This is a genomic window from Microbacterium phyllosphaerae (genome assembly GCF_017876435.1).
Classification (GTDB): Bacteria; Actinomycetota; Actinomycetes; order Actinomycetales; family Microbacteriaceae; genus Microbacterium; species Microbacterium phyllosphaerae.
Genome location: NZ_JAGIOA010000001.1, coordinates 2,544,046 through 2,569,214, shown reverse-complemented (window position 1 = coordinate 2,569,214; position 25,169 = coordinate 2,544,046). Strand labels below are relative to the sequence as shown.

Annotated in this window: 22 protein-coding genes; 11 read left to right on the top strand and 11 right to left on the bottom strand. The window is 68.6% G+C overall.

The window, feature by feature from the left end; genetic code table 11:
• The first annotated feature begins 20 nt into the window (after window positions 1-20).
• On the top strand, window positions 21-1,142 hold the full coding sequence (locus JOF42_RS12025; RefSeq protein ID WP_245340794.1) for an alkaline phosphatase family protein: 1,122 nt from the start codon (window positions 21-23) through the stop codon (window positions 1,140-1,142).
• A 43-nt stretch (window positions 1,143-1,185) separates the two neighbouring features.
• On the opposite strand, the gene sepH is transcribed toward JOF42_RS12025, so the two are convergent.
• Entirely contained in the window at window positions 1,186-2,220 is a 1,035-nt protein-coding gene (gene sepH, locus JOF42_RS12020; RefSeq protein ID WP_210098063.1) for a septation protein SepH, read from the bottom strand.
• Between the two features lie 196 nt (window positions 2,221-2,416).
• Here sepH and JOF42_RS12015 point away from each other — a divergent pair, with 196 nt between their 5' ends.
• Window positions 2,417-2,710, top strand: a complete 294-nt coding sequence (locus JOF42_RS12015; RefSeq protein ID WP_042540214.1) for a DUF4193 domain-containing protein — start codon at window positions 2,417-2,419, stop codon at window positions 2,708-2,710.
• Between the two features lie 85 nt (window positions 2,711-2,795).
• Here the strand turns inward: JOF42_RS12015 and JOF42_RS12010 are convergent, their stop codons facing one another.
• Window positions 2,796-3,260 (bottom strand): DUF3093 domain-containing protein, encoded by a 465-nt coding sequence (locus tag JOF42_RS12010; RefSeq protein WP_210098062.1) that lies wholly within the window; start codon window positions 3,258-3,260, stop codon window positions 2,796-2,798.
• A 12-nt stretch (window positions 3,261-3,272) separates the two neighbouring features.
• Here JOF42_RS12010 and dut point away from each other — a divergent pair, with 12 nt between their 5' ends.
• The 5 genes from dut (at window position 3,273) to dxs (ending at window position 10,158) form a co-directional block, all read left to right on the top strand.
• Complete coding sequence (gene dut, locus JOF42_RS12005; protein ID WP_210098061.1) at window positions 3,273-3,746, top strand: dUTP diphosphatase; 474 nt, start codon at window positions 3,273-3,275, stop codon at window positions 3,744-3,746.
• Entirely contained in the window at window positions 3,739-4,326 is a 588-nt protein-coding gene (locus JOF42_RS12000; protein ID WP_210098060.1) for a DUF3710 domain-containing protein, read from the top strand. The genes dut and JOF42_RS12000 overlap by 8 nt, the downstream gene beginning before the upstream one ends.
• On the top strand, window positions 4,323-5,057 hold the full coding sequence (locus JOF42_RS11995) for a DUF3159 domain-containing protein (RefSeq protein ID WP_210098059.1): 735 nt from the start codon (window positions 4,323-4,325) through the stop codon (window positions 5,055-5,057). The genes JOF42_RS12000 and JOF42_RS11995 overlap by 4 nt, the downstream gene beginning before the upstream one ends.
• Before the next feature lie 153 nt (window positions 5,058-5,210).
• On the top strand, window positions 5,211-8,048 hold the full coding sequence (locus tag JOF42_RS11990; RefSeq protein ID WP_307803596.1) for an aconitate hydratase: 2,838 nt from the start codon (window positions 5,211-5,213) through the stop codon (window positions 8,046-8,048).
• Between the two features lie 169 nt (window positions 8,049-8,217).
• Window positions 8,218-10,158, top strand: coding sequence for a 1-deoxy-D-xylulose-5-phosphate synthase (gene dxs, locus JOF42_RS11985; protein ID WP_210098057.1), 1,941 nt, complete (start codon window positions 8,218-8,220; stop codon window positions 10,156-10,158).
• Window positions 10,159-10,191: 33 nt separating this feature from the next.
• On the opposite strand, the gene JOF42_RS11980 is transcribed toward dxs, so the two are convergent.
• From JOF42_RS11980 to JOF42_RS11970, 3 genes are all read right to left on the bottom strand, one after another.
• Window positions 10,192-10,887 (bottom strand): SPFH domain-containing protein, encoded by a 696-nt coding sequence (locus JOF42_RS11980; protein ID WP_210098056.1) that lies wholly within the window; start codon window positions 10,885-10,887, stop codon window positions 10,192-10,194.
• 138 nt (window positions 10,888-11,025) lie between these two features.
• Complete coding sequence (locus JOF42_RS11975; RefSeq protein ID WP_210098055.1) at window positions 11,026-12,471, bottom strand: glycerol-3-phosphate dehydrogenase/oxidase; 1,446 nt, start codon at window positions 12,469-12,471, stop codon at window positions 11,026-11,028.
• Complete coding sequence (locus tag JOF42_RS11970; RefSeq protein WP_210098054.1) at window positions 12,468-13,076, bottom strand: TetR/AcrR family transcriptional regulator; 609 nt, start codon at window positions 13,074-13,076, stop codon at window positions 12,468-12,470. The genes JOF42_RS11975 and JOF42_RS11970 overlap by 4 nt, the downstream gene beginning before the upstream one ends.
• A gap of 20 nt (window positions 13,077-13,096) precedes the next feature.
• Here JOF42_RS11970 and JOF42_RS11965 point away from each other — a divergent pair, with 20 nt between their 5' ends.
• Genes JOF42_RS11965 through JOF42_RS11955 form a run of 3 tightly spaced genes read left to right on the top strand, consistent with a single transcriptional unit; the run spans window position 13,097 to window position 17,286 of the window.
• Window positions 13,097-14,719 (top strand): FAD-binding oxidoreductase, encoded by a 1,623-nt coding sequence (locus JOF42_RS11965; RefSeq protein ID WP_245340793.1) that lies wholly within the window; start codon window positions 13,097-13,099, stop codon window positions 14,717-14,719.
• Between the two features lies 1 nt (window position 14,720).
• On the top strand, window positions 14,721-15,635 hold the full coding sequence (locus tag JOF42_RS11960; RefSeq protein WP_210098053.1) for a diacylglycerol kinase family protein: 915 nt from the start codon (window positions 14,721-14,723) through the stop codon (window positions 15,633-15,635).
• Window positions 15,628-17,286 carry a GMC oxidoreductase gene (locus JOF42_RS11955; protein WP_210098052.1) on the top strand — a complete coding sequence of 553 codons (1,659 nt, stop codon included), beginning with the start codon at window positions 15,628-15,630 and terminating at the stop codon, window positions 17,284-17,286. Before JOF42_RS11960 ends, JOF42_RS11955 begins: the two co-directional genes overlap by 8 nt.
• A gap of 43 nt (window positions 17,287-17,329) precedes the next feature.
• On the opposite strand, the gene JOF42_RS11950 is transcribed toward JOF42_RS11955, so the two are convergent.
• The 4 genes from JOF42_RS11950 to JOF42_RS11935 form a co-directional block, all read right to left on the bottom strand.
• Window positions 17,330-19,489, bottom strand: a complete 2,160-nt coding sequence (locus JOF42_RS11950) for a 3-hydroxyacyl-CoA dehydrogenase NAD-binding domain-containing protein (RefSeq protein ID WP_210098051.1) — start codon at window positions 19,487-19,489, stop codon at window positions 17,330-17,332.
• 6 nt (window positions 19,490-19,495) lie between these two features.
• Window positions 19,496-20,701: a thiolase family protein gene (locus JOF42_RS11945; protein ID WP_210098050.1), complete on the bottom strand. Its 1,206-nt coding sequence runs from the start codon at window positions 20,699-20,701 to the stop codon at window positions 19,496-19,498.
• 73 nt (window positions 20,702-20,774) lie between these two features.
• Window positions 20,775-21,968 (bottom strand): HRDC domain-containing protein, encoded by a 1,194-nt coding sequence (locus JOF42_RS11940; RefSeq protein ID WP_210098049.1) that lies wholly within the window; start codon window positions 21,966-21,968, stop codon window positions 20,775-20,777.
• Window positions 21,961-22,542 (bottom strand): DUF3000 family protein, encoded by a 582-nt coding sequence (locus JOF42_RS11935; protein ID WP_210098048.1) that lies wholly within the window; start codon window positions 22,540-22,542, stop codon window positions 21,961-21,963. Before JOF42_RS11935 ends, JOF42_RS11940 begins: the two co-directional genes overlap by 8 nt.
• A 25-nt stretch (window positions 22,543-22,567) precedes the next feature.
• On the opposite strand from JOF42_RS11935, the gene JOF42_RS11930 reads away from it, so the two are divergent.
• Window positions 22,568-23,722, top strand: coding sequence for an alpha/beta hydrolase (locus tag JOF42_RS11930; protein ID WP_210098047.1), 1,155 nt, complete (start codon window positions 22,568-22,570; stop codon window positions 23,720-23,722).
• Here JOF42_RS11930 and JOF42_RS11925 read toward each other — a convergent pair.
• Window positions 23,706-24,137 (bottom strand): SufE family protein, encoded by a 432-nt coding sequence (locus JOF42_RS11925; RefSeq protein ID WP_210098046.1) that lies wholly within the window; start codon window positions 24,135-24,137, stop codon window positions 23,706-23,708. The two genes, JOF42_RS11930 and JOF42_RS11925, sit on opposite strands and share 17 nt — an antisense overlap.
• Before the next feature lie 19 nt (window positions 24,138-24,156).
• Window positions 24,157-25,050, bottom strand: coding sequence for a sulfurtransferase (locus JOF42_RS11920; RefSeq protein ID WP_210098045.1), 894 nt, complete (start codon window positions 25,048-25,050; stop codon window positions 24,157-24,159).
• Window positions 25,051-25,169 lie beyond the last annotated feature (119 nt).

Genomic DNA, 25,169 nt, shown 5'->3' with positions numbered 1-25,169 from the left:
CCTGTGTCAGACTGGCTCGGATGCCCATCATTCTACCGTCCGAGTCGCCCGCAGCCCGGAGCGTCGTCGGGGTGGCGGACGACGTGTTCGCCGCACTCCGCGGCGAATCCGCGGCCCTGCCGCGGGCCGAATCCGTCGTGCTCGTGCTCATCGACGGACTCGGCGCCATCAGCCTGCGCGCCCACGCCGGACACGCCAGGGGGCTGACGGCGGGCATGGCGAAGAAGGACGTGGTGCAGTCGGTGTTCCCGTCGACCACCGCGGCGGCGCTCACGAGCATCCTCACCGGGGCATGGCCCGGGCAGCACGGACTGGTCGGGTATCGCGTGCTCGACCCCGCACAGGGCGTCCTGGTGAACCAGCTGACCGGCTGGGAGTCCGAGGGACTGGATCCCGCCACCTGGCAGGCCGCGCCGACCATCTTCGAGCGGGCTCGCGCCGAGGGCAGGCCGGCTTTCGCCGTCGGCGTCGCCGCGTACGCGGCCAGCGGCTTCACACGCGCTACGTTGCGCGGCGCCGACTTCGTCGCAGCACAGACGCCCGCGGAGCGCGTCGAGGTCGCCTACGAGCTGGCCGAACGACACCCCGGCTCCGTGGTCTACTGCTACCTCCCTGAGGCAGACAAGGCCGGTCACCGGTACGGACTCGACTCCGTGCAGTGGGTGTCGGCACTCGAAGAGATCGACGCTGCGCTGTCGCGGCGTGTGCCGCCCGGCGTCGGCGTGCTCGTCACGTCGGATCACGGCATGGTGGATGTGCCGGCGCACCGACAGATCGTGCTCGAGGCCGAGCACCTCGAGGGAGTGCGGCACTTCGGCGGAGAACCCCGGATGCTGCACGTCTACCTCGATCCCGATGTCGACACCTCTGCGGCGGCGGATCGGTGGACGAGGGATCTCGACGGGCGGGCCGATGTGGGCACCCGAGATGAGGTGATCGCCTCGGGGCTGTTCGGGCCGGAGGTGAGCGATGCCGCCGCGTCGAGGATCGGCGATCTCCTCGTCGTGGCGAGGGGAAACGGCGCGGTGTATGACGGCACGGCGCACGATCAGCGCAGTCGCGGCATGATCGGGCAGCACGGCGGTCTCACTCCGGAGGAGCGTCAGGTGCCGCTGCTGCGGTTCGGGGCCTTCGCCCGCTGACGGACGTCGTATCAGCCCTTCTCGTCGGCGTTACTCGTCGGCGTTACTCGTCGGTGCGAGCCCCGAAGACGATCTCGTCCCACGACGGCATCGCGTTGCGGCGCTTGCGGCGGCCGCTGTTCTCGGTCGAGGGTTCGGGGGTGACTTCGGGCTCGTCGTCTTCCGGCTCGGAGCTGTCGAACGCGTCGAACAGTGCGATGGGGTTGCGATCGGTCTCGTCCTCATCGGACGATTCGAGCACCGGGGCCGTCTCCCGCTGACCGCGCCGACGGCGCAGAGCCTCGAGCAGATCGGCGGTCTCGGGGCTCGTGGTCGCGGAGTCGGGTGCGCGTTTGATCGCTGCGTCCTGGACCGCCGCCGTCGACCGCTCGGGCGGAGTGACCTCGTCGCTCTCGAACTCGGCAGCAGCGACGAGGCGCGGGCCGAAGGCTCCGGAGTCGAAGCGGCTCTCATCCTTGTACGGCGAGGCCTGTCGCTCGGCCTCGACAGCACGAAGGCGAGGGATGAGGCCCTCGGGGAGCGAACCCTGCCGCGACAGCTGGGTCGCGTCGGCGTTGAGCGGCGACAGCGCGCTGCGTCGGGGATCGAAGCTCCAGCGCGCGTCGTGGTCGACGTCGCTCGCGGTGAACTCGAGCTTGATGATCCAGCCGCTCTCGCCCTTCCAGCTCGCCCAGCGCTCGGCTGAGGCCTCGACCTCGGAGAGCTTGGCGCGGATGGCGGTGCCGAAGGTCGGCTGAGCGTCGGGCTCGACATCGCTGCCGATGAGGACGGGCACCGCGAGGGCCTGGCCGATCACGTGTTCGCGCTCAGCGAGAACCGGCGCTTCGAAGCGGATGACGTCGTCGACGCTGATGCCGAGGAGCTCGGCCACCTCGGGCGCGGTGAGACCCGCACGGATCTGTGCCTGGATGTCACGCGGACTCGCTGCGAGCCGCTGAGCGGTGGGTTCGCTCTGGCGTGTCGCCCGCCGGATCTCCCGGTGCAGGACGTCGTCGATGGGCAGCGCGAAGCGCTCGCCCGACTCTGTCGCGAGTACGAGCAGACCTGCTTCTGTGCCGACGATGGTGACGTTTTCCATGCGAATGCCCCTCTGATGGGTGTGCGTTCATGGTGTCACGCGGGGTGCCTCCGAGCCGGGAATACTCTGGGCGTGCCGTGAGTTTGGTCTGTCGCACGCACGGGCATTTGCTTATTGCTCCGCAGTCGTGCAAACTATGGCCGCCGATTACCCCGACGGCGCACCACCCACTCGCATGAAAGTGGAGATTCACCACATGGCAACCGACTACGACGCCCCCCGCAAGAGTGAAGACGACTCCGAGTCGATCGAAGCCCTCAAGGAGCGTGTGCCGGACAAGCTCTCCGGCTCTTCGGGAGACGAGGATGCGGACAATCCGTCCAGCTTCGATCTTCCCGGAGCCGACCTTTCCGATCTCGAGCTCGATGTCGTCGTGCTGCCCGCGCAGCAGGACGAATTCACCTGCATGAACTGCTTCCTGGTGAAGCACCGTTCTCAGCTCGACCACGAGGGAGCCTCCGGCCCCATCTGCAAGGAGTGCGCCGCCTGAGCGCACCGTAGCGAGAATTCACGCGCCCCCGACCTTCCGGTCAGGGGCGCGTCGTTCTTTCGGCGGTCGTCGGCCGCGCGCTGGGTCAGGCCTGCGATGCGGTGATCGCCGCCGCGAGGCGGTCGGGAGTCCTGCTCGAGATGGTCCAGGTGTCGACCGGGTCGTCCGGGTCGATGTTGGGCACGACGACCACGCCGTCGACGCCGCCGCGGATGAGGTGCCATCCGCGAGCGGGCAGCCCCGGTCCGCGCGCTTGGCGCGCATCCTCGTCGGTCAGAGCCGTCGGCCGGCCGAGGTGTCGCGTCTCGATGTGGGCTCTGCCCGCACGAAGGACCTGGCCGTCGACCGAGACCACCGGAGTGAAGAAGATGAAGGCGATCACGAGCAGCGCCGAGACGGCGGCTCCGACGATCAACGCGATCGTGGAGCCGACGGGGACGAAGATGAGCGCGACCATCGGGCCGGCGAGAGCGACCGTCACCAGCAGCCACAGGCTGGGGGACAGTCTCTCGCGGTAGCGGGTCCGCGCGTCAGGAGCGATGTTCTGCATTAGCCTCGTGGGGTGACTGATTCGGTTGATGTCCCCATTATCGCCTCTGTGGTGCCCGGCTACGCCCACCCCGGCGATGCCGGAGCGGATCTGGTGTCGGCCGAGGCCGTCCACCTGGGCCCCGGGGAGCGCGCGCTCGTCGCGACGGGCGTGCGCATCGCACTGCCCGAGGGATACGCGGCATTCGTGGTGCCGCGCAGCGGCCTCGCCGCCAAGCACGGGATCTCGATCGTCAACTCGCCGGGCACGGTCGATGCCGGGTACCGGGGCGAGATCAAGGTGAGCCTGATCAACACCGACATCCGCAGCGCGTACGATGTGGCCGTCGGCGATCGCATCGCGCAGCTGATCGTGATGCCCGTGACGCGTGCGACGTTCATCCCGGTCGAGGAGCTTCCCGAGAGCGTCCGCGGCGAGGGTGGCTTCGGCTCGACCGGCTACCAGGCAGGATCCCATTCCCCTTCGGCAGGACACACCAATGACTGACAACAACGCGACGCCATCGAAGTCGGCTCCGGACGACCGTGCGACCCAGGGTCCCTTCGACGACTCCGAGGCGAACCCGGTCCGCCCGTACATCGACCTCGGCGGGATCAAGATCCTGCCGCGCGAGGGCCTCAACCTCCGATTGGAGGTCGAGGAGCAGTCCAAGCGGATCGTCGCCGTCGGCCTCGACTACGCCGACTCCTCGCTGCAGGTGCAGCCGTTCGCCGCACCGCGCTCCGGTGGCCTGTGGGACGAGACCCGCGTGCAGCTGCGCGATCAGGTCCGCGCGCAGGGTGGTCGCGTGGAGGAACGTGAGGGCTCCCTCGGCAAGGAACTGCTCGCCGAGGTGCCGGCCGCCGCGAACGAGGGCTCCGAGCTTCGGCTCGCCCGATTCATCGGCATCGACGGCCCCCGCTGGTTCCTCCGCGGAGTGATCGGCGGCGCCGCCGCCTCCGATCTCGAGGCCGCTGCAAAGGTCGAGGACCTCTTCCGGTCGATCGTGGTCGTCCGCGGTGGCGCTCCGATGCCGCCGCGCGACCTGATCCCGCTGAAGATGCCCGCCACCCCCGGCTCGGCGTGAGCGCCCCGGCCTCCGAGCCCGAGCGCGAACAGAGCGCGTCGGACATCGTCGGAGCGGCCCTCGGCGGCGCAGCTCGCCGCGCAGGGCTCGACCCGACCGAGAGCGGTGCGACCCACAAGGTGGTGTGGTCTGCGATCGGCGGATGGCGAGGCATCCTCGAGTCCGTCCTGCCGAGCCTCGCGTTCGTCATCCTCTTCACGATCCGTCCCGAGCCACTGATCCTCCCGCTGGGCGTCTCGGTCGGTCTCGCGGCCGTCTTCACCGTGGTGCGACTGGTGCAGAAGTCGCCGCCGTCCGCCGCGATCGGCGGTCTGGTCGCCGCGGCGGCGGCCGCAGCGCTCGCGCTGTGGACAGGGCGGGGCGAGGACAACTTCGTTCCCGGACTGATCACGAACGCCGTGTACGGATCGGCGATGCTCGTCTCCGCTCTGATCGGATGGTCGCTCATCGGCCTCGCGGTCGGATTCCTGATGGGGGAGGGCACAGCCTGGCGCGGTGACCGGCGCAAGCGCCGCGCCTTCCTCTGGCTCGGAGTCGCCTGGGCCGCCCTGTTCTTCGCTCGGCTCGCCGTGCAGCTGCCGTTGTACCTCGCCGGTGACGTCACGGCACTCGGAACACTGAAGCTCATCATGGGGCTGCCCCTGTTCGCGCCCCTGATCGCGGTCACCTGGCTCGTCGTGCGCGCGCTGTATCCGCGCGCGTCGGATGCCGAGGCGCCTGCGCAGTCGTGATAGATTTATCTTGACATCAAGATAAATTGCAGGCTTTCGCCCGGAGGCTGAGCGGAGCAGACTGGTTAGGTCTGCCTTGCTAGCCGCAGGGGCTCGCTGGCGAGCAAGATGGAGGCGCCTGTCGCTCCCATCCGAATAGAAGGAGACGGATTCGTGTCCACGGTGAACAGCTTCGGTGCCAAGAGCACCCTGACGGTCGGCAGCACCGACTACGAGATCTTCCGCATCGACACGGTGCCCGGTTTCGACAAGCTCCCGTTCAGCCTCAAGGTGCTCCTTGAGAACCTGCTTCGCACCGAGGACGGCGCGAATGTGACGAAGGCGCAGATCGAAGCACTGGGTTCGTGGGATGCTGCGGCAGAACCGAGCACCGAGATCCAGTTCACGCCGGCCCGCGTGGTCATGCAGGACTTCACCGGTGTTCCGTGCATCGTCGACCTCGCCACCATGCGCGAGGCTGTCACGGCGCTCGGCGGCGATGCGAACAAGATCAACCCGCTCTCGCCGGCAGAGATGGTCATCGACCACTCGGTCATCGCCGATCTCTTCGGCTCAGAGAACGCGCTCGAGCGCAACGTCGAGATCGAGTACGAGCGCAACGGCGAGCGCTACCAGTTCCTCCGCTGGGGCCAGACGGCCTTCAGCGACTTCAAGGTCGTCCCGCCCGGAACGGGCATCGTGCACCAGGTGAACATCGAGCACCTGGCCAAGGTCATCTACGACCGCGACGTCGACGGCGTGCTGCGTGCGTACCCCGACACCTGCGTCGGCACCGACTCGCACACCACGATGGTCAACGGCCTGGGTGTGCTGGGCTGGGGCGTCGGCGGCATCGAGGCCGAGGCTGCGATGCTCGGGCAGCCCGTGTCGATGCTCATCCCGCGCGTCGTCGGATTCAAGCTCTCGGGCGAGATCCCGGCCGGCGTGACGGCGACCGACGTCGTGCTCACCATCACCGACCTGCTGCGCAAGCACGGCGTCGTCGGCAAGTTCGTCGAGTTCTACGGCGAGGGCGTGGCATCCGTGCCGCTGGCCAACCGTGCCACGATCGGCAACATGTCGCCGGAGTTCGGCTCCACCGCCGCGATCTTCCCGATCGACGACGTCACGCTCGACTACCTGCGCCTGACCGGTCGCAGTGACGAGGCCGTCGCACTCGTCGAGGCGTACGCCAAGGAGCAGAAGCTCTGGCATGACGCCTCTCACGAGCCCACCTTCAGCGAGTACCTCGAGCTCGACCTCGGCACCGTCGTGCCGTCGATCGCAGGCCCGAAGCGCCCGCAGGACCGCATCCTCCTCTCCGAGGCCAAGTCGCAGTTCGAGCACGACATCCTCTCGTACGCCTCGGCATCGACCTCGGACTCCGTCGTCGACCTCGAGTCGAAGCACTCCTTCCCGGCATCCGACCCCGGTTCGGTGCCCGGCGAGGAGGAGCCGACCACGACGCGTCCGGTGCACATCAACAGCGGCGCCCCCGCCAACGCGTCCAAGCCCGTGCCGGTCACCACGCCGTCGGGTGAGAAGTACATCCTCGACAACGGTGCCGTCACGCTCGCGGCGATCACGTCGTGCACGAACACCTCGAACCCGTCGGTCATGATCGCCGCAGGGCTCGTCGCCCGCAAGGCGCTCGAGAAGGGCCTCAAGCAGAAGCCGTGGGTCAAGACGACACTCGGCCCCGGCTCGAAGGTCGTCACGGACTACTACGAGAAGTCCGGACTCGACAAGGACCTCGAGGGTCTCGGCTTCTACACCGTCGGCTACGGCTGCACGATCTGCATCGGCAACTCGGGCCCCCTGATCGAAGAGGTCTCCGCGGCCATCAACGACCACGACCTCGCGGTGACCGCCGTGCTCTCGGGCAACCGCAACTTCGAGGGGCGCATCAGCCCCGACGTGAAGATGAACTACCTGGCCAGCCCGCCGCTGGTCATCGCCTACGCGCTGGCAGGGTCGATGCACTTCGACTTCGAGAACGACGCGCTCGGCAAGGGCACCGACGGCGAAGACGTCTTCCTCAAGGACATCTGGCCCACCCCGGCCGAGGTCCAGGAGCTGGTCGACTCGTCGATCTCCCGTGAGCAGTTCATCAAGCAGTACGCGACCGTCTTCGACGGTGACGAGCGCTGGCGCAGCCTGCCCACCCCGGACGACGACATCTTCCAGTGGGACGAGAACTCGACGTACGTGCGCAAGGCGCCCTACTTCGACGGCATGACGATGGAGCTCACCCCGGTGCGCGACATCGAGGGCGCGCGCGTCATGGCGACCCTGGGCGACTCGGTCACCACCGACCACATCTCGCCCGCCGGAAACATCAAGGCCGGCACGCCCGCCGCTCAGTACCTCACCGAGCACGGCGTCGACCGCAAGGACTTCAACTCCTTCGGTTCGCGTCGAGGCAACCATGAGGTCATGATCCGCGGAACGTTCGCGAACATCCGTCTGAAGAACATGATGGTCTCGGCTGTCAACGACGGCCAGGTCGTCGAGGGTGGATACACCCGCGACTTCACCCAGGAGGGCGGCCCGCAGTCGTACATCTACGACGCGAGCATGAACTACCAGGAGCAGGGCACCCCTCTCGTCATCTTCGGCGGCAAGGAGTACGGCTCCGGCTCGTCGCGCGACTGGGCGGCCAAGGGCACGAGCCTGCTGGGCGTCAAGGCGGTCATCACCGAGAGCTTCGAGCGCATCCACCGCTCGAACCTGATCGGCATGGGCGTCGTCCCGCTGCAGTTCCCGGCCGGCGAGAGCTGGGAGTCGCTGGGTCTCGACGGCACCGAGGTCGTCTCGATCTCGGGTCTCGAGGAGCTCAACAACGGCACGACGCCGAAGACGGTCCGCGTGACCGCCACCCCGACCGTCGACTCGCCCGAGGGCAAGCAGGTCGTGGAGTTCGACGCGGTCGTCCGCATCGACACCCCCGGTGAGGCGGACTACTACCGCAACGGCGGCATCCTGCAGTACGTGCTGCGTTCGCTGGTCTGATCGCACGCTCGGACAGGGCTCGGTTCTTCGGAACCGGGCCCTTTCCGCGTCTCAGGGCCGGTGTCAAGGGGGAGTCGCTCTCCGAGCTTTCCCGGATGCCCGGGGTAGGATCGAGCAGGCGTCCGTACCGGAATCGGATGCCGCGAACGGTGCCTATGAGGAGGTGCAGATGCCGATTCTTCCGAGCATCTCAGGACCCCGTGACCTCGACTCTCTGTCCGAGGACCAGCTCATCGAGCTCGCAGGGGAGATCCGCGAGTTCCTCGTCGAGAACGTCTCTCGTACGGGTGGCCACCTGGGGCCGAACCTCGGCGTCGTCGAACTGACGATCGCGCTGCATCGTGTCTTCTCGTCTCCCGACGACCCCTTCATCTTCGACACCGGTCACCAGTCGTATGTGCACAAGCTGCTGACCGGCCGTCAGGACTTCTCGTCGCTGCGCGTCCGCGGAGGGCTCGCAGGCTACCCGCAGCGCTCCGAGAGCCCGCACGACGTCGTCGAGTCGTCCCACGCATCGAGCTCGTTGAGCTGGGCGGACGGCGTCTCACGTGCCCTCACCGCGACCGGTCGTGCAGATCGCCATGTGGTCGCGGTGGTCGGCGACGGCGCCCTGACCGGCGGTATGACGTGGGAGGCGCTCAACAACATCTCCGACGACAACGACCGCAATCTCGTCATCGTGGTCAACGACAACGGACGCTCGTACGCGCCGACCATCGGCGGTATGTCGCGCTACCTCAATCGGGTGCGCACCGCCGCGGCGTACAAGGAGCTGCACCACAAGTCGGATCGCCTCTTCCGCGCCTTCGGACCCGTCGGCCGCGCCGTCTTCCGCGGTGTGCGGGGCGGGACCCACGGATTCCTCTCGCGCTTCACGAACAACGAAGCCCTGTATTCCAATCTCGACATCAAGTACCTCGGCCCGGTCGACGGACACGACCTTCCCGCGCTGCTCGAGACCCTCGAGCTCGCGAAGTCGTTCGGTGCTCCCGTCATCGTGCACGCCATCACCGAGAAGGGGCGCGGCTATCAGCCGGCTCGCGACGATGAGGCCGATCAGTTCCATGCCGTCGGGCGCATAGATCCGACCACGGGCGAGACCCTCTCGTCCGGTGGAACCGGCTGGACCGACGTGTTCTCCGACGCGCTCGTCTCGGTCGGAGAACGACGTTCCGACGTCATCGCGATGACGGCCGCGATGCTGCGCCCGACAGGACTCGCTCCGTTCGCCGAGCGGTTCCCCGACCGTGTGTACGACGTGGGGATCGCCGAGCAGCACGCCGTGGCGTCCGCGGCAGGGCTCGCGTTCGGCGGCCTGCACCCGGTCGTCGCCCTGTATGCGACCTTCATGGGCCGCGCCTTCGACCAGGTGCTCATGGATGTCGCCCTGCATCGCGCAGGCGTCACCTTCGTCCTCGACCGCGCGGGAGTGACGGGTCCCGACGGGCCCAGCCACCACGGCATGTGGGACCTCGCGATGCTGCAGATCGTCCCGCACATCCGCATCGCCGCCCCGCGAGACGGCGCGCGCCTGCAGGAGGCGCTCGATGAGGCAGTGCTCGTCGAGGATGCACCGACCGTGATCCGATTCCCGAAGGGCGACGTGGCGCCCGAGCTGCCCGCCGTCGAACGCCTGCACGACGGTGTCGACGTGCTCGCCCGCGGCGAGTCCGAAGACGTGCTCCTCGTGGCGATCGGCCCGTTCGCGGCGCTCGCGATGGACGTCGCCGAGCGTCTCCGTGCCCAGGGCATCGGAGCGACGGTCATCGATCCCCGCTGGGCGATCCCGGTGCAGCCTTCGATCGTCAGCATGGCGGCGCGTCATCGCCTCGTCATCACGCTCGAAGACGGAATCCGCGTGGGAGGCATCGGCACGCGCGTGCGTCAGGTGCTCCGCGAGGCGGGCATCGACACGGCGGTCGACGAACTGGGTCTGCCCGACGAGTTCATCGATCACGCCTCGCGCGATCAGATCCTCGCGGATGCCGGGCTCACGGCGTCGAAGATCGCACAGGACGTCGTCGCCCAGGTTCTCGGCACTCGCATCCCGGTCGCCCGCCAGTCGGGCGAGACCGGCACGGTCGACCTTCCGCTGCACGAGCGGAGCTGATCCCCGGCAGCCCGCACGTGGGCGCCCGCGCCGTCAGTTGAGGGCGTGGAGCGCCGCGACGGCCTCGGCGCCACGGTCCGCATCGCGGAGCGCGGTGGAGAGCAGGTAGCCGTCGGTCAGCGCATCCCCCGTGACCATGACGCGGACGAGCTCGACCCCGCACGAGCGTCGCACCTCGTCGGCGCTGGCGGCGATGACCCGCGTGTTGATCTCGTCGTTGTGCGGCAGCTCGGCGCCGTCGAGGCCCCGGATGACGTCTCGCAGTGCCGCTCCGACGATGTTCGACGCGCGCTCGTTCACGTTCACGACGTCGAGCTCGAACACCCGGAGATCTCGGCCGGTCGGCAGCGGTCTCCACTCGAACGACGCATGCACCCGATGCTGATGCCCACTCGCTCCGGTCATCTCGCGGGCGGGCAGGTCCGTCGCGCGGCAGCGGACGTCGATGAGCTTGTACCAGTAGAACAGCGGGAAGGCCCCGTGCGAACCGGGATCGAGCACGACGACCTCGCCGACCGCGCCCCCGCGTGAGGTGGGCCGACGCTGCGGCCTGTTGCGGATGATCGGCTTACCGTTGCGGGTGCGGATCGCAGCCCACCCTTCATCCACCGTGACGACGAAGATCTTCAGCAGGGCGGGGACGACCAGCAGGATGGTGAGGATCGCCGTGCCGGTCTTGAACAGACCCGACATTCCCTTACCGCCCAGCATCGTGAGGAGCATGTCCATGACACCACTGTGCCCCCTCGAGTGCGTCATCACGGCCTCGTGCGAGCCTCTGGCTCCGGTGTTCACGCGCTGTTCCCGCGGCGTTCCCCGCGGCGCCCCGAGGTGGATACGCCATCGACTCGGCCGGCATCGGGCCTGTCAGGCGAGCGCGGCCAGTACTTCCGAGATCAGCGCTTCCACTGTGGGCCTGGCGTGTTCACGGTCTGCGTCGACGAGGCCGACGCGGGTGCGTCGATCGAGGACATCGTCGACGGTCATCGCGCCCTCCGCGCGTACGGCGAAGTCGATCTGCGAGCGTGACGGGCCCTCATAGTCCGGGACCTCCTGCATCACACGAGCGGTGTCGGTGAGCCGGAGGGATGCCGTCGTGCTCCGCGCGGCGTTCAGACCGCTCGCGCGTGACGCGAGATCGACAGCATCCTCGGCCATCCGGCGATACGTGGTCAGCTTGCCGCCGAGGACGCTGATGAACCCGGCCTCGGAGACGGCGACCATATGTCGGCGGGAGATGTCAGCGGTGGCATCGGCGCCGGTGTCGACGAGTGGGCGGAGCCCTGCGAAGGCACCGAGCACCCGGTCGCGCGTGATCGGCTCCTCGAGCACCCGGTTGAGCGTCGAGAGCAGGAAGGAGATCTCACCCTCCGTCGGGATGGCGATCGGCGGCACGGGTCCTGGGGCGTCCTCGTCGGTGAGACCGACGATCACGCGTCCACTCTGCTGCGGCAGGGCGAACACGTACCGGCTGATCGACCCCTCATGCGGGATGGTGAGCGCCGCCGAGGCGCGTCCGAGGTCGGCGGCATCGAGCACGATGTGCGTTCCACGGCTGGGTCGCATCGTGATCGACTCGTCGAGGGTTCCGGCCCAGACACCCGTGGCGTTGATCACGCTGCGGGCGCGGATGTCGAGGGTCTCGCCGGTCAGGACATCTTCGGCGATCGCTCCGTCGCTTCGCAGCTCCCGTGCCCGGACCCGGGTGAGGATGCGTGCGCCCAGACTCGCGGCCGTGCGGGCGACGCTCACGACCAGTCGCGCATCATCGACGAGCTGTCCGTCGTACGACAGCATGCCCCCGCGAAGCCCTCGGCGTTCGAGAGCCGGCACCAGATCATGCGCGGCGCGGGCGGAGATGATCCGTGGGGCGGGCAGGATCGCGCGGGGTGTTCGTGCGCGCAGCCGCAGCAGGTCGCCCATGGTCATGCCTGCGGCGCCGGCGGCGCGCTGTCGAGCGGTCACCCCGGAGGCGAAGGGAAGGAGCTGACCGAGCGGTCGGATGAGGTGCGGAGCGATGACCGTCATCAGCAGGTGGCGCTCGAAAGCACTCTCCTTCGCGGTCGCCAGATCGCCCGTGGCGAGATACCGGAGCCCCCCGTGGACGAGCTTCGAGCTGAATCGGCTCGTGCCGAATGCGAGGTCATCCGCTTCGAGCAGCGTGACGGTCAGCCCCCGGGCCGCGGCGTCGAGCGCGACTCCCGTGCCGGTGATCCCACCGCCGATCACGAGCACGTCGACGACCTCCTCGGCGGCCCGAGCGAGTTCGACGGCCCGACGCGCGACGTTGAGGTCGGGGGAGTGGGCGTTCACGGCCGGAGCAGCCCGTCGAGAGCGGCGCGCAGCTCGCGCTCCCACGATTCCTCGGAGATGAGCTCGGAGACCGTGCCGTGCGAGAGCACCGCCGACTGCGCGATGAGCAGCAGCATCACCGCGATCGCGTCCGCGTCTCCTGTCCTCACCGTGCCGCCTTGCTGTGCTGCACGGATCGCCGCGGCGAGCCAGCTCAGGATCAGGCGCTGACTCGATCCGACACGCTGCAGCGTGTAGCGGGTGAAGACCTCCGGCTCGTCCGCGAGCAACCGCCCGTAGACCTCGTCAGTTCGGAAGAGGACCGAGAAACGAAGCACATCGTCGACGAGATCGGTTCGGGTGAACGGCTCGGTCGGGAACTGCGAGACGATGCCGGCGACCCGGCGGAGCAGAGCTGCCCGCACGACGTCGTCGGCGTCGCTCCAGCTGCGGTAGATCGTGGGTCGGCTGTGGCCTGCACGACGTGCGAGCTCGGCGATCGTCACTCCGTGCACGCCTCGGCGGCTGATCAGTTCGTCGGCCGCATCGAGGATGCGCGACTGGGTGGCATCCCAGTGCGGCTGCTCCGCGAGCGGCGCTTCGGCAATCGCTTGACGTTCTTCCATGATCTGTCACACTGTAACGCATGGGTCAGAAGAACGGCAGAGTCGCCGAGCGATCGGAGATGCGGTGGAACGGCTGGGGTGACCCCACGAAGGCCGGTGATCTGCCGCGTGCCGTGCGCGCGCTTCTCCCGTTGCTGCTCGGACGGATCCGCAAGCCGGAGGTGCCGGTCGAGCTCGAGGACGTGCAGCTCGACGCATCCGCGCTGCTGCCTGCCGACATTCATGCGTTCGCCGATGTCGTCGGCACCGGCCACGTCGACGTGTCGTCTGAGGCTCGGATCCGCCACGCGGGCGGGCGCTCGACACCCGATCTGCTTCGGCGACGACGACTCCATCAGACAGCACCCGATGCTGTCGTCCGACCCGGCGATCACGACCAGGTCGCTGCGGTGCTCGGAGTCGCGGCCGCTCGCGGTGTCGCGGTGATTCCCTTCGGCGGCGGGACGAGCGTGGTCGGCGCCCTCGATCCCGAGCGCGGGAGCCACCACGCCGTGGTCAGCCTCGACCTGCGTCGACTCACCGGTCTTCTCCGGCTCGACGAGGTGAGCGGCGAAGCCGTCCTCGCCGCAGGAACCGCCGGGCCGGACGCGGAGGCACTGCTCACCGCGCACGGGTACGAACTCGGGCACTACCCGCAGAGCTTCCGCTACGCGACGATCGGCGGGTTCGCTGCGGCGCGGTCGTCGGGGCAGAACTCCGCGGGTCACGGTCGATTCGACACGATGGTCACCGGCATCCGGGTGGCCACGCCGACCGGTGACATCGATCTCGGGAGATCACCGGGGTCTGCCGCGGGTCCCGACCTCATCCGTGTGTTCCTCGGCTCCGAGGGCATCTTCGGGGTGATCACCGAGGTCCGCGTGCGGATCCATCCGATCCCTCGTGAGCGAGTGCTCGAGTCCTGGAGCTTCCCGGATTTCACCGCGGGCGTCGACGCCTTGCGGCAGGTGGCACAGCAGGGCGGCGGGCCGACCGTGATCCGACTGTCCGACGAGGCTGAGACCGCGGTCAGCCTGGCGCAGGTGGGCCGGATCGGCAAGGCCCTCTCGAAGGGTGCCCAGGTGGTCACCGTCTACGAAGGCGATGACATTGGTGCGCGCCGGGCGCGGACGTCGGCATCGCTCGTCGCGGCCGGCGGGACCTCGTCGGGCGCATCGGGCGCTGAGGACTGGTTGGACGGACGCTTCGACGGCCCCTATCTGCGTGATGCGCTGCTGGACGCCGGGGTGTTCTGTGAGACGCTCGAGACGGCGACCACCTGGTCGAACCTCCATGCGCTCAAGTCGGCGGTCGCCGCGGCGCTTCGGAACGGGTTCTCGGATGCCGGCGCCAAGTCGTACGTGATGTGCCACGTCTCTCACATCTACCCGACGGGGGCATCGCTGTACTTCACGGTGCTGGCCGGCATCCGGTCCGACCCTCTGGCGGTGTGGGCTCGGGTGAAGACGCGTGCGAACGACGCGATCATCGCGACCGGCGGCACGATCAGCCACCATCACGCCGTCGGCCGCGATCACGCCCCGTGGCTGGAGCAGGAGATCGGCGAGACCGGCGTGAGGATCCTGGCCGCGATCAAGCGCGAGCTCGACCCCACGGGGATCCTGAACCCCGGTGCCGTGATCTCGGCTGATCGGACGCGATGACATGGCAGACCACATCGCTGTGCTGTCGAACCCCTTCGCGGGCAAAGGACGCGGTGGGCGCGAGGCCGACGCGGCACTGGCCCACCTGCGGGGTCGTGGCGCGGACATCCGCGTCTTCACCGGCGACTCTGCGGCGTCGAGCCGGGTGCTGGCGGCGCAGGCACTCGGCGAGGAGCCACGAGTGCTGGTCGTCGTCGGCGGAGACGGCACGCTCTCAGGCATCCTCGACATGGTCTGCGCGGCTGCGGTACCCGTCGCGCTCGTGCCCGCCGGAACGGGGAACGATCTCGCACGGGCGCTCGGCCTTCCCCGGCACGACCCGGTCGCCGCGGCAGAGGTCGCCCTCTCGGGAGTCGCGCGGGCGATCGATGTCGGAGAGATCCGCACGGCGGATCGGGTCGCACCTTTTCTCACGATCGCGGCTCTCGGTTTCGACGCGAAGGTCAGCGATCGCACGAACCGTCTCCGATGGCCGCACGGGGTGCTCCGCTACTACCTCGCCGTCGTGATCGAGCTCCTGCGTCTTCGTCCGATGGAGTTCACCGTGTCGGTCGACGGTTCGGATCCTGTCGCGGCTCCGGGCACGCTCGTCGCGGTCGGCAACACGGCGAGCTACGGGGGCGGGATGCCGGTGTGCGCCGGTGCGGCCGCCGACGACAGTCTGCTCGATCTCGTGCAGGTCGCCCCGCTGAGCAGGCGTCGTCTGCTGCGGCTGTTCCCGTTGCTGCTGCGAGGAACGCACCTGACGCGTCGAGAGGTCGTTCACCGGCGCGTTCGCTCGGTGAGGGTGAGCGCGCCGGGACTCGTCGTCTACGCCGACGGTGAGCGCCTCGGCGAGGACGACTGCACGATCGGGATCCGACCGGCCGCGCTGACCGTCCTGGTGCCCGCGGCGACGGAGGCGGATCATGCGTGATGCGGGCACGACCGCGCGCGGTGATTCCGTGTTCGATGAGGACGTGGTCGTGATCGGCTCCGGGTTCGGCGGTTCGGTCTCCGCGCTGCGGCTCGTCGACAAGGGGTACCGGGTGCTGGTCTACGAGGCGGGACGTCGCTTCGAAGACGAGGACTTCGCGAAGACCAGCTGGGACGTGCGCCGATACCTGTGGGCACCGGCGCTCGGCTGCTACGGCATCCAGCGCATCCATCGCCTGCCGCACGTGATGATTCTCGCCGGAGCGGGCGTGGGCGGAGGATCCTTGAACTACGCGAACACGCTGTACCAGCCGGGCGGAGCGTTCTTCACGGACCCTCAGTGGAGTGCGCTCGCGGACTGGGATGCCGAGCTGTCCCCGCACTACGCGACGGCGAAGCGGATGCTGGGCGTGGTCGACCGCTATCCGCATTCGGGTCCCGTCGAGCGCATCATGGCGGGGGCCGCCGAGGACCTCGGCGTCGGAGACACGTTCCGACACGCGCCTGTCGGCGTCTGGTTCGGAAAGCCGGGCGAGCGCACAGCCGATCCCTTCTTCGACGGAGAGGGCCCGGATCGCACCGGCTGCACGCTCTGCGGCAACTGCATGGTCGGGTGCCGGGTCGGCGCGAAGAACACGCTGATGAAGAACTACCTCGCACTCGCGGAGCGCCGCGGGGCGGTGATCGAGCCGCTCCGCACGGTCACCGAGGTGCGCGAGCTCCCCGGCGGCGGCTTCGCAGTGACGACCGAGCGCAGCGGAGCCTGGCTCAGGCGGGAGCGCCGCACCGTGCGGGCGCGTCAGGTCGTGCTGGCCGCGGGCACCTGGGGCACGCAGCAGCTGCTGCATCGCATGAAGCAGAGCGGTGCGCTCCCTCGCATCTCGGATGCCGTGGGGCGCCTCACCAGGACGAACTCCGAAGCGCTCGACGGCGCGATCGCGACCGAGGTTCCGACTTCTCTCGAGCTCGCCAAGGGCGTCGCCATCACGACCTCCTTCCACGTCGACGAGCGCACCCATGTCGAGAACGTGCGCTACGGACCCGGGTCCAACCTGATGGGCGCGCTGGCATCGATCATGGTGCCGGGAGATGCGTCGCTCGGTCGTCGGCTGGGCACTCTCGTGGGGCGATTCCTGCGGGCGCCGATCCGACAGGTGCGCCTGGGGTCGCTTCGGCGCTGGAGCGAACGCGGCATCATCGCGCTCGTCATGCAGACCGTCGACAACTCGCTCACGCTGTCACTGCGTCGACGATTCGGCCGCCTGGTCATGACGAGCAGGCAGGGGCACGGCGAGCCGAACCCGAGCCATCTGCCGCAGGCGCACCGAGCGGCCGCGGCGATCGCCGCCCGAGTGCAGAAGGAGGGCGGAGTGCCCGCAGGGGCGCGGGGCTCGTGGCCCGAGGTCTTCGGCATCCCGCTCACCGCGCACTTCCTCGGCGGTGCCGTCATCTCGGCGTCGCCGGAGACCGGTGTCGTCGATCGATACCACCGCGTGTGGGGGCACCCGGGGCTGCACGTCGTCGACGGGGCGGCGGTCCCCGCGAATCCGGGCGTGAACCCCTCGTTGACGATCACGGCGCTCGCAGAGCGCGCCATGTCGTTCTGGCCACGCTCCGGCGACGTCGACGGGCGCCCCGTTCAGCAGACATGACGACGGGGGCCGCGCCGAGCGCGACCCCCGTCGATGCATCCGATCAGCGGCTCTCGATACCGCGGATCTGCGGCGTGTGGAACTCTCCGCCGAAGGCGCGCTCCGAGGCGCCCTCACGATCGAGGTAGGGCGAGGCCCCACCGTCGATGAACGGCCAGCCGGCGCCGAGGATGAGGCACAGATCGATGTCCTCGACCTCGGGTACGACCCCCTCGTCGAGCATGAGCTTGATCTCGCTCGCGAGGCCGTCCTGCACCCGGTGCAGGATCGTCTCGGCCGACGCGGGAGTCTTGCCGACGGCGGGCTTCAGCAGCTTCTCGGCCTGCTTCGTCCAGCCGGTGACCCGACCGCCCTTGTCCTTCTCGATCACCGCGTCGAGCTCCGCGAGGGCGTGGAAGTTCTCGTTCGCGTAGAAGCGCTCCGGGAACGCGTGCGCCATCGTGTCCTGCACGTGAGCGGCGACCTTCCATCCGACCAGGTCGATCAGCTGGAACGGTCCCATCGGCAGTCCGAGCGGCGCGAACGCCTTCTCGACGTCCGTGATCGGAGTGCCTTCGTAGACCGCGCGCGCTGCCTCACCCATGACCTTCGCCAGCAGGCGGTTCACCACGAATCCGGGGGCGTCAGCGGTGAGCACCGCGTTCTTGCCCAGGTTCTTCGCGACGACGAACGCGGTCGACAGCGCCGCCTCCGACGTGGTCGGCGTCTTCACGATCTCGATCAGGGGCATCACGGCGACCGGGTTGAAGAAGTGGAAGCCGACGAGGCGCTCGGGGTGAGCGAGCTTCGCACCGATCTCCTCGACCGACAGCGACGAGGTGTTGGTCGCGAGGATCGCGTCCTCGGCGATGATCTTCTCGATCTCACCGAACACCTGCTGCTTGACTCCGACCTCCTCGAACACGGCCTCGATGACGAAGTCGCAGTCCGCGTACAGGCTCTTGTCGGTCGTGCCGGTGACCAGCGCACGCAGCTTGTTCGCGGAGTCCGCGTCCAGGCGGCCCTTGCCCTCGAGCTTGCCGATCTCCTCGTGGATGTAGGCGACGCCCTTGTCGACACGCGCCTGGTCGAGGTCGGTGATCAGCACGGGCACCTGCAGCTTGCGCACGAACAGCAGCGCGAACTGGCTCGCCATGAGCCCCGCCCCGATGATGCCGACCTTGGTGACCTTCTTCGCGAGAGCCTTGTCGGGCGCGCCGACCGGACGCTTGGCGCGCTTCTGCACGAGATCGAACGCGTACATGGATGCCGCGAACTGGTCGCCCGTCACGAGTTCGGCGAGTGCCTCGTCCTCTCGGGCGAAGCCCTCGGCCTTGGTGCCGCTCTTCGCCTTGTCGAGCAGCTCGAGTGCGGCGTACGGCGACTTCGGCACGGTGCCGATCTTCGACTCGAGCATCCCGCGCGCCATCTTGACGGCGATCGGCCACTTGGTGAGTCGCTCGATCTTTCCTGGTTCGTTCTTGCGCTCGACCTTCTTGCCGCCGAGCACCGCGTCCGCCCAGGCGAGCGAGTTCTCGAGGTAGTTCGCCGCGGGGAAGATCGCATCGACGATGCCCAGGTCGAACGCCTGCTGCGGCTTCAGCATCCGGTTCTGCTTCAGTGGATTCGAGATGACGACCTCGAGGGCATTCTCGATGCCGATCAGGTTCGGCAGCAGGTAGGCGCCACCCCAGCCGGGGATGATCCCGAGGAAGACCTCGGGCAGCGCGATCGCCGCGGCAGACGCGTCGACCGTGCGATAACTGGAGTTCAGCGCGATCTCGAGGCCGCCGCCGAGCGCGAGCCCGTTCACGAACGCGAACGAGGGAACACCGAGCTCGCCGAACTTGCCCAGCACCTTGTGGCCGAGCTGCGCGATCAGGCGGGCGTTGTCACGCGAGCCGACCTTGCTGATGTCGGAGAGGTCGGCACCTGCGGCCAGGATGTACTGCTTGCCGGTGATGCCGACCGCCTGGATCTCGCCGGTGGCGGCGCGGGCGGCGAGGCCGTCGAGCGTCTCGCCGAGAGCGGTGAGCGTCGCCGGACCCAGCGTGTTCGGCCGCGTGTGGTCGCGTCCGTTGTCGAGGGTGATCAGAGCGAGGACCTTGCCCGAGGCGAGGCGGATGTCGCGCACTGGAGAGTGCGTGATCACCTCACCCTCGGTGAGGGCCTGGATCGGGGAGAAGTCGACGTTCGCGTACTGTTCGGAAATCGAGTGTGCCATCGGCGCTTACTTCCTCTTCTTGCCGTCGAAGTGCGGGTTCTCCCAGATGACGGAGCCGCCCTGTCCGAGACCGACGCACATGGCCGTCAGACCGTAGCGCACGTCAGGGCGCTCGGCGAACTGCGCCGCGAGCTGGATCATCAGACGCACACCGGATGCCGCGAGCGGGTGTCCGAGTGCGATCGCGCCGCCCCACTGGTTGACACGGGGGTCGTCGTCGGCGATCCCGAAGTGGTCGAGCAGCGAGATGACCTGGATCGCGAAAGCCTCGTTGAGCTCGAACAGGCCGATGTCGGCGATCGTGAGCCCGGCCTTCTTCAGCGCCTTCTCGCTCGAGGGGATCGGGCCGATGCCCATGATCTCGGGCTGGACGCCTGCGAACGCGAACGACACCATGCGCATCTTCGGCGCGAGGCCGAACTCCTTCACCGCACCGCCTCCGGCGAGCAGCGACATCGTCGCGCCGTCGGTGAGGGGCGACGATGTGCCGGCTGTGACGCGGCCGTGCGGACGGAACGGCGTCTTGAGAGCCGCGAGGTCCTCCAACGTCGTCTGGGGGCGACGGCCCTCGTCCTCCGTGGCGAGGCCCCAGGCGCCGTCGGCGCTCTTGGTCGCGACGGACACGAGATCGGGCTGGATCTTGCCGGCCTCGTAGGCGGCCTGCACCTTGTGCTGGCTGAGCATGCCGAACCGGTCGGAGCGCTCCTTGGTGAGGTGCGGGAAGCGATCGAAGATGCGCTCCGCCGTGACGCCCATGTTCAGGGCGCCCGGGTCGACCATCCTCTCCGCGACGAAACGCGGGTTGGGGTCTGCATTGCCGCCGATCGGGTGGTGACCCATGTGCTCGACGCCGCCGGCGAGGGCGAAGTCGTACATGCCGACACCGATGGACGCGCCCATGGTCGTGACGCTGGTCATCGCTCCGGCGCACATGCGCTCGACGGCGAGGCCGGGAACCGTCTGCGGGAGTCCGGCGAGGATGGCCACCGAGCGTCCCAGGGTCAGGCCCTGGTCGCCCGTCTGACTCGTCGCCGCGATGGCGACATCGTCGATGCGGTCGGCAGGCACGGCCGCGTTCCGCTCCATCAGGCCGATGGTCGCCTTGACGGCGAGGTCATCAGCGCGGGTGTTCCAGTACATGCCCTTTTCGCCGGCGCGCCCGAAGGGGGTGCGCACTCCATCGACGAAGAAGACGTCCGAGATCTCGGCCACTCTGCCTCCAAGTTTGTGCGGTGGCCTCAGTCTAGGGAGGGCCGGAAACCGGGAGGAATCGCTTGGATCGAACCTACGAAGCGGTCGGGGACGTCTCGTCGGGCGTTTGCGCGGCTTCTACAAAGGCGTCGGCGATCTTCTGTGCAGTCTGTGCAATCTGCCACGGACGTGCACCGAGGGCGGCGAGGGCGTCGCCGATGGCCTCCGGGGTCGTTCCGGGGACGTCCCAGGCCACGCGGCGAAGGTAGTCGGGCGTCAGCAGATTCTCGGTCGGCATCCCGAGTTCCTCTGCCGTCGCCTCGATCACGGGGCGTGCGGCCTTGAGACGAGCGTCGGCCTCGGGATTGCGGTCGGACCAGGCACGAGGGGGCGGGAGGGCATCGCTGGGAACGCGCTCGCGAGGAAGCTCCTCGGTTGCGCGCCCGTCGACGAACGCCTGCCACCAGCGGTCGAGCTGCGTGCGGCTCGCGCGACCCTGGAAGTCCTTGACACCGGCGAGCGCCTGCTTGCTCTGCGGGTTCGCCAGCAGGGCCGCGATCAGCGACCGGTCGGGAACGAGTCGACCGGGGGAGACGTCCTGATCCTGCGCGAAGGCCTCTCGGGCCTGCCAGAGCGATCGCGCGACCGCGAGATTGCGGGCTCCGCGTACCTGGTGGAGTCCGCTCAGCCGGCGCCACGGGTCTTCGCGCGGCGGTTTGGGGAGTCGCGTGAGGGTCGCGGCGAACTCCTCTGCGGCGAACTCCGTCTTGCCCTGCTCCTCGAGCTCTGCCTCGAGCGCCTCGTAGACGTCGATCAGGTGCAGTACGTCGAGAGCCGCGTACTCCAGCCAGGCCGCGGGGAGCGGCCGTGTCGACCAGTCCGCGGCCGAGTGCTCCTTCTTCAGCGTGATGCCCAGGGTGTTCTCGACGACGGCGGCGAGACCGACGCGCTCGTGCCCGAGCAGCCGCGAGGCGAGCTCGGTGTCGAAGATCGACGGGGGGAGCAGATCGAGTTCGCGCAGCGAGGGGAGGTCCTGGCTGGCGGCGTGGAAGATCCACTGCACATCGCCGATCGCCTCCTGGAGAGGGCTGAAATCACCGAGGGCCGGCGGATCGAAGAGGAATACCCCCGCGTCGCGGCGGAACACCTGCACGAGGTAGGCGCGCTGGGAGTAGCGGAATCCGGATGCCCGCTCGACGTCGACGGCGACAGGGCCTGTGCCTGCGGCGAGTGCGGCACACGCCGCACGGAACTCCGAGACGTCGGAGATCACGGAGTATTCAGTCACGTGCTGCCTTTCGCGCGCCGATCACGGCGATGCCCTCGGAACCGGGCGGAAGACCCGCCAGCATCCCGACCAGTTCGACCCATGCTTCGACGTGCGGTCGGAACGGGCCATCGGGTGTCCAGGACGCCCTCAACTCTATCTGGGCGCCGTCCCCTTCGACCGCGAGAGAACCGAAGCCCTTCGAGAGGGTCTTGGTCGATGTGCCGGACGCGGAGTGATATCCGGCCCCACGGGAGTCGAGGGCGTCGACCAGCCAGGACCACGTCACGTCGGCGAGGAGGGGGTCGGTGCCGATCTCCGTCTCCAGCGGCGCCTGGGCGAAGATGATGATCCTCCATGCGCCGTCCCACGCGGACGGCGAGTCGGGATCGTGCAGCAGTACGAACCGGCCCGTCCCGTAGGCGGACTCGCCCTCGTCGTCCGGGCGGACGTCGGCGGCGAGCGCGAGGGCGTGCGGGGCGAGGCCTTGCGGCGTGGGGATCTCACGGATCGTGATGTCCGCGCGGAACGCGATATCACGCAGCTCAGCCACTGCGGCGTCGAAGATCGTCCCGGCATCGGGGTGTGCGGTCACGGCAACAGGCTAGAGTCAGGAAGCGATGAAGAGTCTCAGGCACGCCGTTGCGCTCCTTGTCCCTGCAGTCTTCGCTCTCGGGGCGGCGATGGCTCTGCTCGTGCTCAGCATCGCCCGACGGGTCGTGATCCCTGCGAAGCGTCCTGCCGATGCAGAGATCCTCGCGGTCGACACGGGCGCCCAGACGATCGAGCTGACCCGCACGCGTGACACCGAGCTGCCGGGTCGATACGGCCTGTTCACGTCGGGCACCTACGGCTACGTGAAGCTCGGTGCGGTGCTCAGCGCCGATGCCACCACGGTGCGTCGCAAGCTGCTCACGCAGATCGAGCCCGGCGCACGGGTCGATCGGACTGCGGCGTTCAGCGGCTGGTACTACGCCACGCCGAGTGAACTCCACCTCCGCTGGGAGAACGTGCTCATCGGATCGCCTGCGGGCCCGTGCCCCGCGTGGTTCTTCCCGGCGGAGTCGTCGACCTGGGTCGTGCAGGTGCACGGGCGGGGCGTCACTCGCGCCGAGTGCCTTCGTGCGGTGCCGTTGCTGCATGCGGCCGGCTTCCCGAATCTCGTCGTGTCCTACCGGAACGACGGTGAGGCCCCTCGCAGCCGCAGCGGCGCCTACGCCCTGGGTGCCTCGGAGTGGCGCGACGTCGACGCCGCGATCGCGTATGCGCTGCGCCACGGCGCCGACCGGGTGATCCTGATGGGCTGGTCCATGGGCGGGGCCGTCGCGCTGCAGACGGCCGTCAACTCGGGCAATCGCGATCGCATCGCCGGGCTGATCCTCGAGTCGCCCGTCGTCGACTGGCGCACGGTGCTGCGATTCCAGGCACGGGAGGCCGGGATGCGCGCTCCGCTGCCCGACCTCGCGATGAGCGCTCTCTCGCTGCCGCTCACGGCACGGCTCAGCGGCGCCGACGACGCGATCCCGTTCGACCGGCTCGACATGGTCGCCCGCGCCGAGGAACTGTCGGTCCCGATCCTCATCCTGCACAGCGACGATGACGGGTTCGTCCCCGCCGACGCCTCGCACGCACTGCAGGAGGCCAGGCCGGACCTGGTGACGATGCCGCCGTTCTCGGGGGCGCGTCACACCAAGCTGTGGAACTACGACCAGGCGGGCTGGAGCGACGCCATCACCGAATGGCTCCGCATGCAGGGCTTCAGCGCTTCTGCGTGACCTGCTTCTTGGCACGCATCAGCATCCCGGTCATTCCGCCGATGCGCAGCGGTGAGACGGCTTTCGTGAGTCCGATCGACTGCGGGTAGTCGTCGGGGATCGCCAGCACCTCGTCGGCCGTGAGGCCGGTGATGCCCTGCACGAGGATGCTCGCGAAACCGCGGGTCGTCGGTGCCTCGGGCGGAGCGGTCGCGTGCATGGTCACGATCCCGTCGTTCACCTCGACGTAGATGTAGACGGGCGACTGGCACTCGGCCACGCGCTCGCACATCTCGGGGTGGTTCGCGACCTCCTCGGAGACCTCGGGCAGCTCGTCCGAGTACTCCAACAGGAGCAGCAGGCGATCTGCCTCAGGGGTCTCGAGGAATCCGTCGCGGATCTCGGCGAGGGTGTCAGGAACTTCGCTGGTGCTCATCCCTGTCATTGTCACACGATCAGAGGGAACCGGGCTCCGCGCCGGTGACGATCGGGACGCGGACGGCGCTGCCCCACTCGGTCCACGATCCGTCGTAGTTGCGCACGTTCTCGAAGCCCAGCAGGTGCTTGAGAACGAACCACGTGTGGCTGGAACGCTCGCCGATGCGGCAGTACGCGACGACGTCGTCACCGTCGGCGAGGCCCGCACCGTCGCGGTAGATGGCGTCGAGTTCGGCGCGGGACTTGAAACCGCCGTCCTCGGCCACGGCCTTCGCCCACGGCACGCTCTGCGCGGTCGGGATGTGGCCGGCGCGCAGCGTGCCCTCTTCGGGGTACGCGGGCGCCGTGGTGCGCTCTCCGCTGTACTCCTCGGGGGAGCGGACGTCGATCAGAGGGCTGCCGATGTGGGCGAGCACGTCCTCCTTGTAGGCGCGGATGACGGAGTCATCGCGCTCCACGACGGGATACTCGGTCGGCGAGGGCGTCGACGCGTCACGCGTGATCTCGCGGCCCTCAGAGATCCAGCGGTCGCGGCCCCCGTCGAGCAGGCGCACGTCCTCGTGGCCGAAGAGCGAGAAGACCCACAGCGCGTAGGCGGCCCACCAGTTGTTCTTGTCGCCGTAGATCACCACGGTGTCGTCGCGGGAGATGCCCTTGCTGCTCAGCAGCTTCGCGAAGCCCTCGCCGTCGACGTAGTCGCGCACCACCGGGTCGTTGAGCTCGGTGTGCCAGTCGACCTTCACGGCGCCGGGAATGTGCCCCGTCTCGTACAGGAGCACATCCTCATCGGATTCGACCACGACCAGACCCGGGCTTCCGAGGCGTTCCGCGAGCCACTCGGTGGTGACGAGGCGGCCGGGCTCGGCGTACTCGGCGAACTTGGACGAAGTGGTGTCGAACTCGATGGCCACAGGGATCTCCTCAGACGGTGAGCGGCGATGATGCAGGGCGTTGACGGCGTAATGTGGAGCCGATACTTCGACGATAGATCCACGCCGTGCGCCCTGCACCCGATTCGTAAGACTTCGAC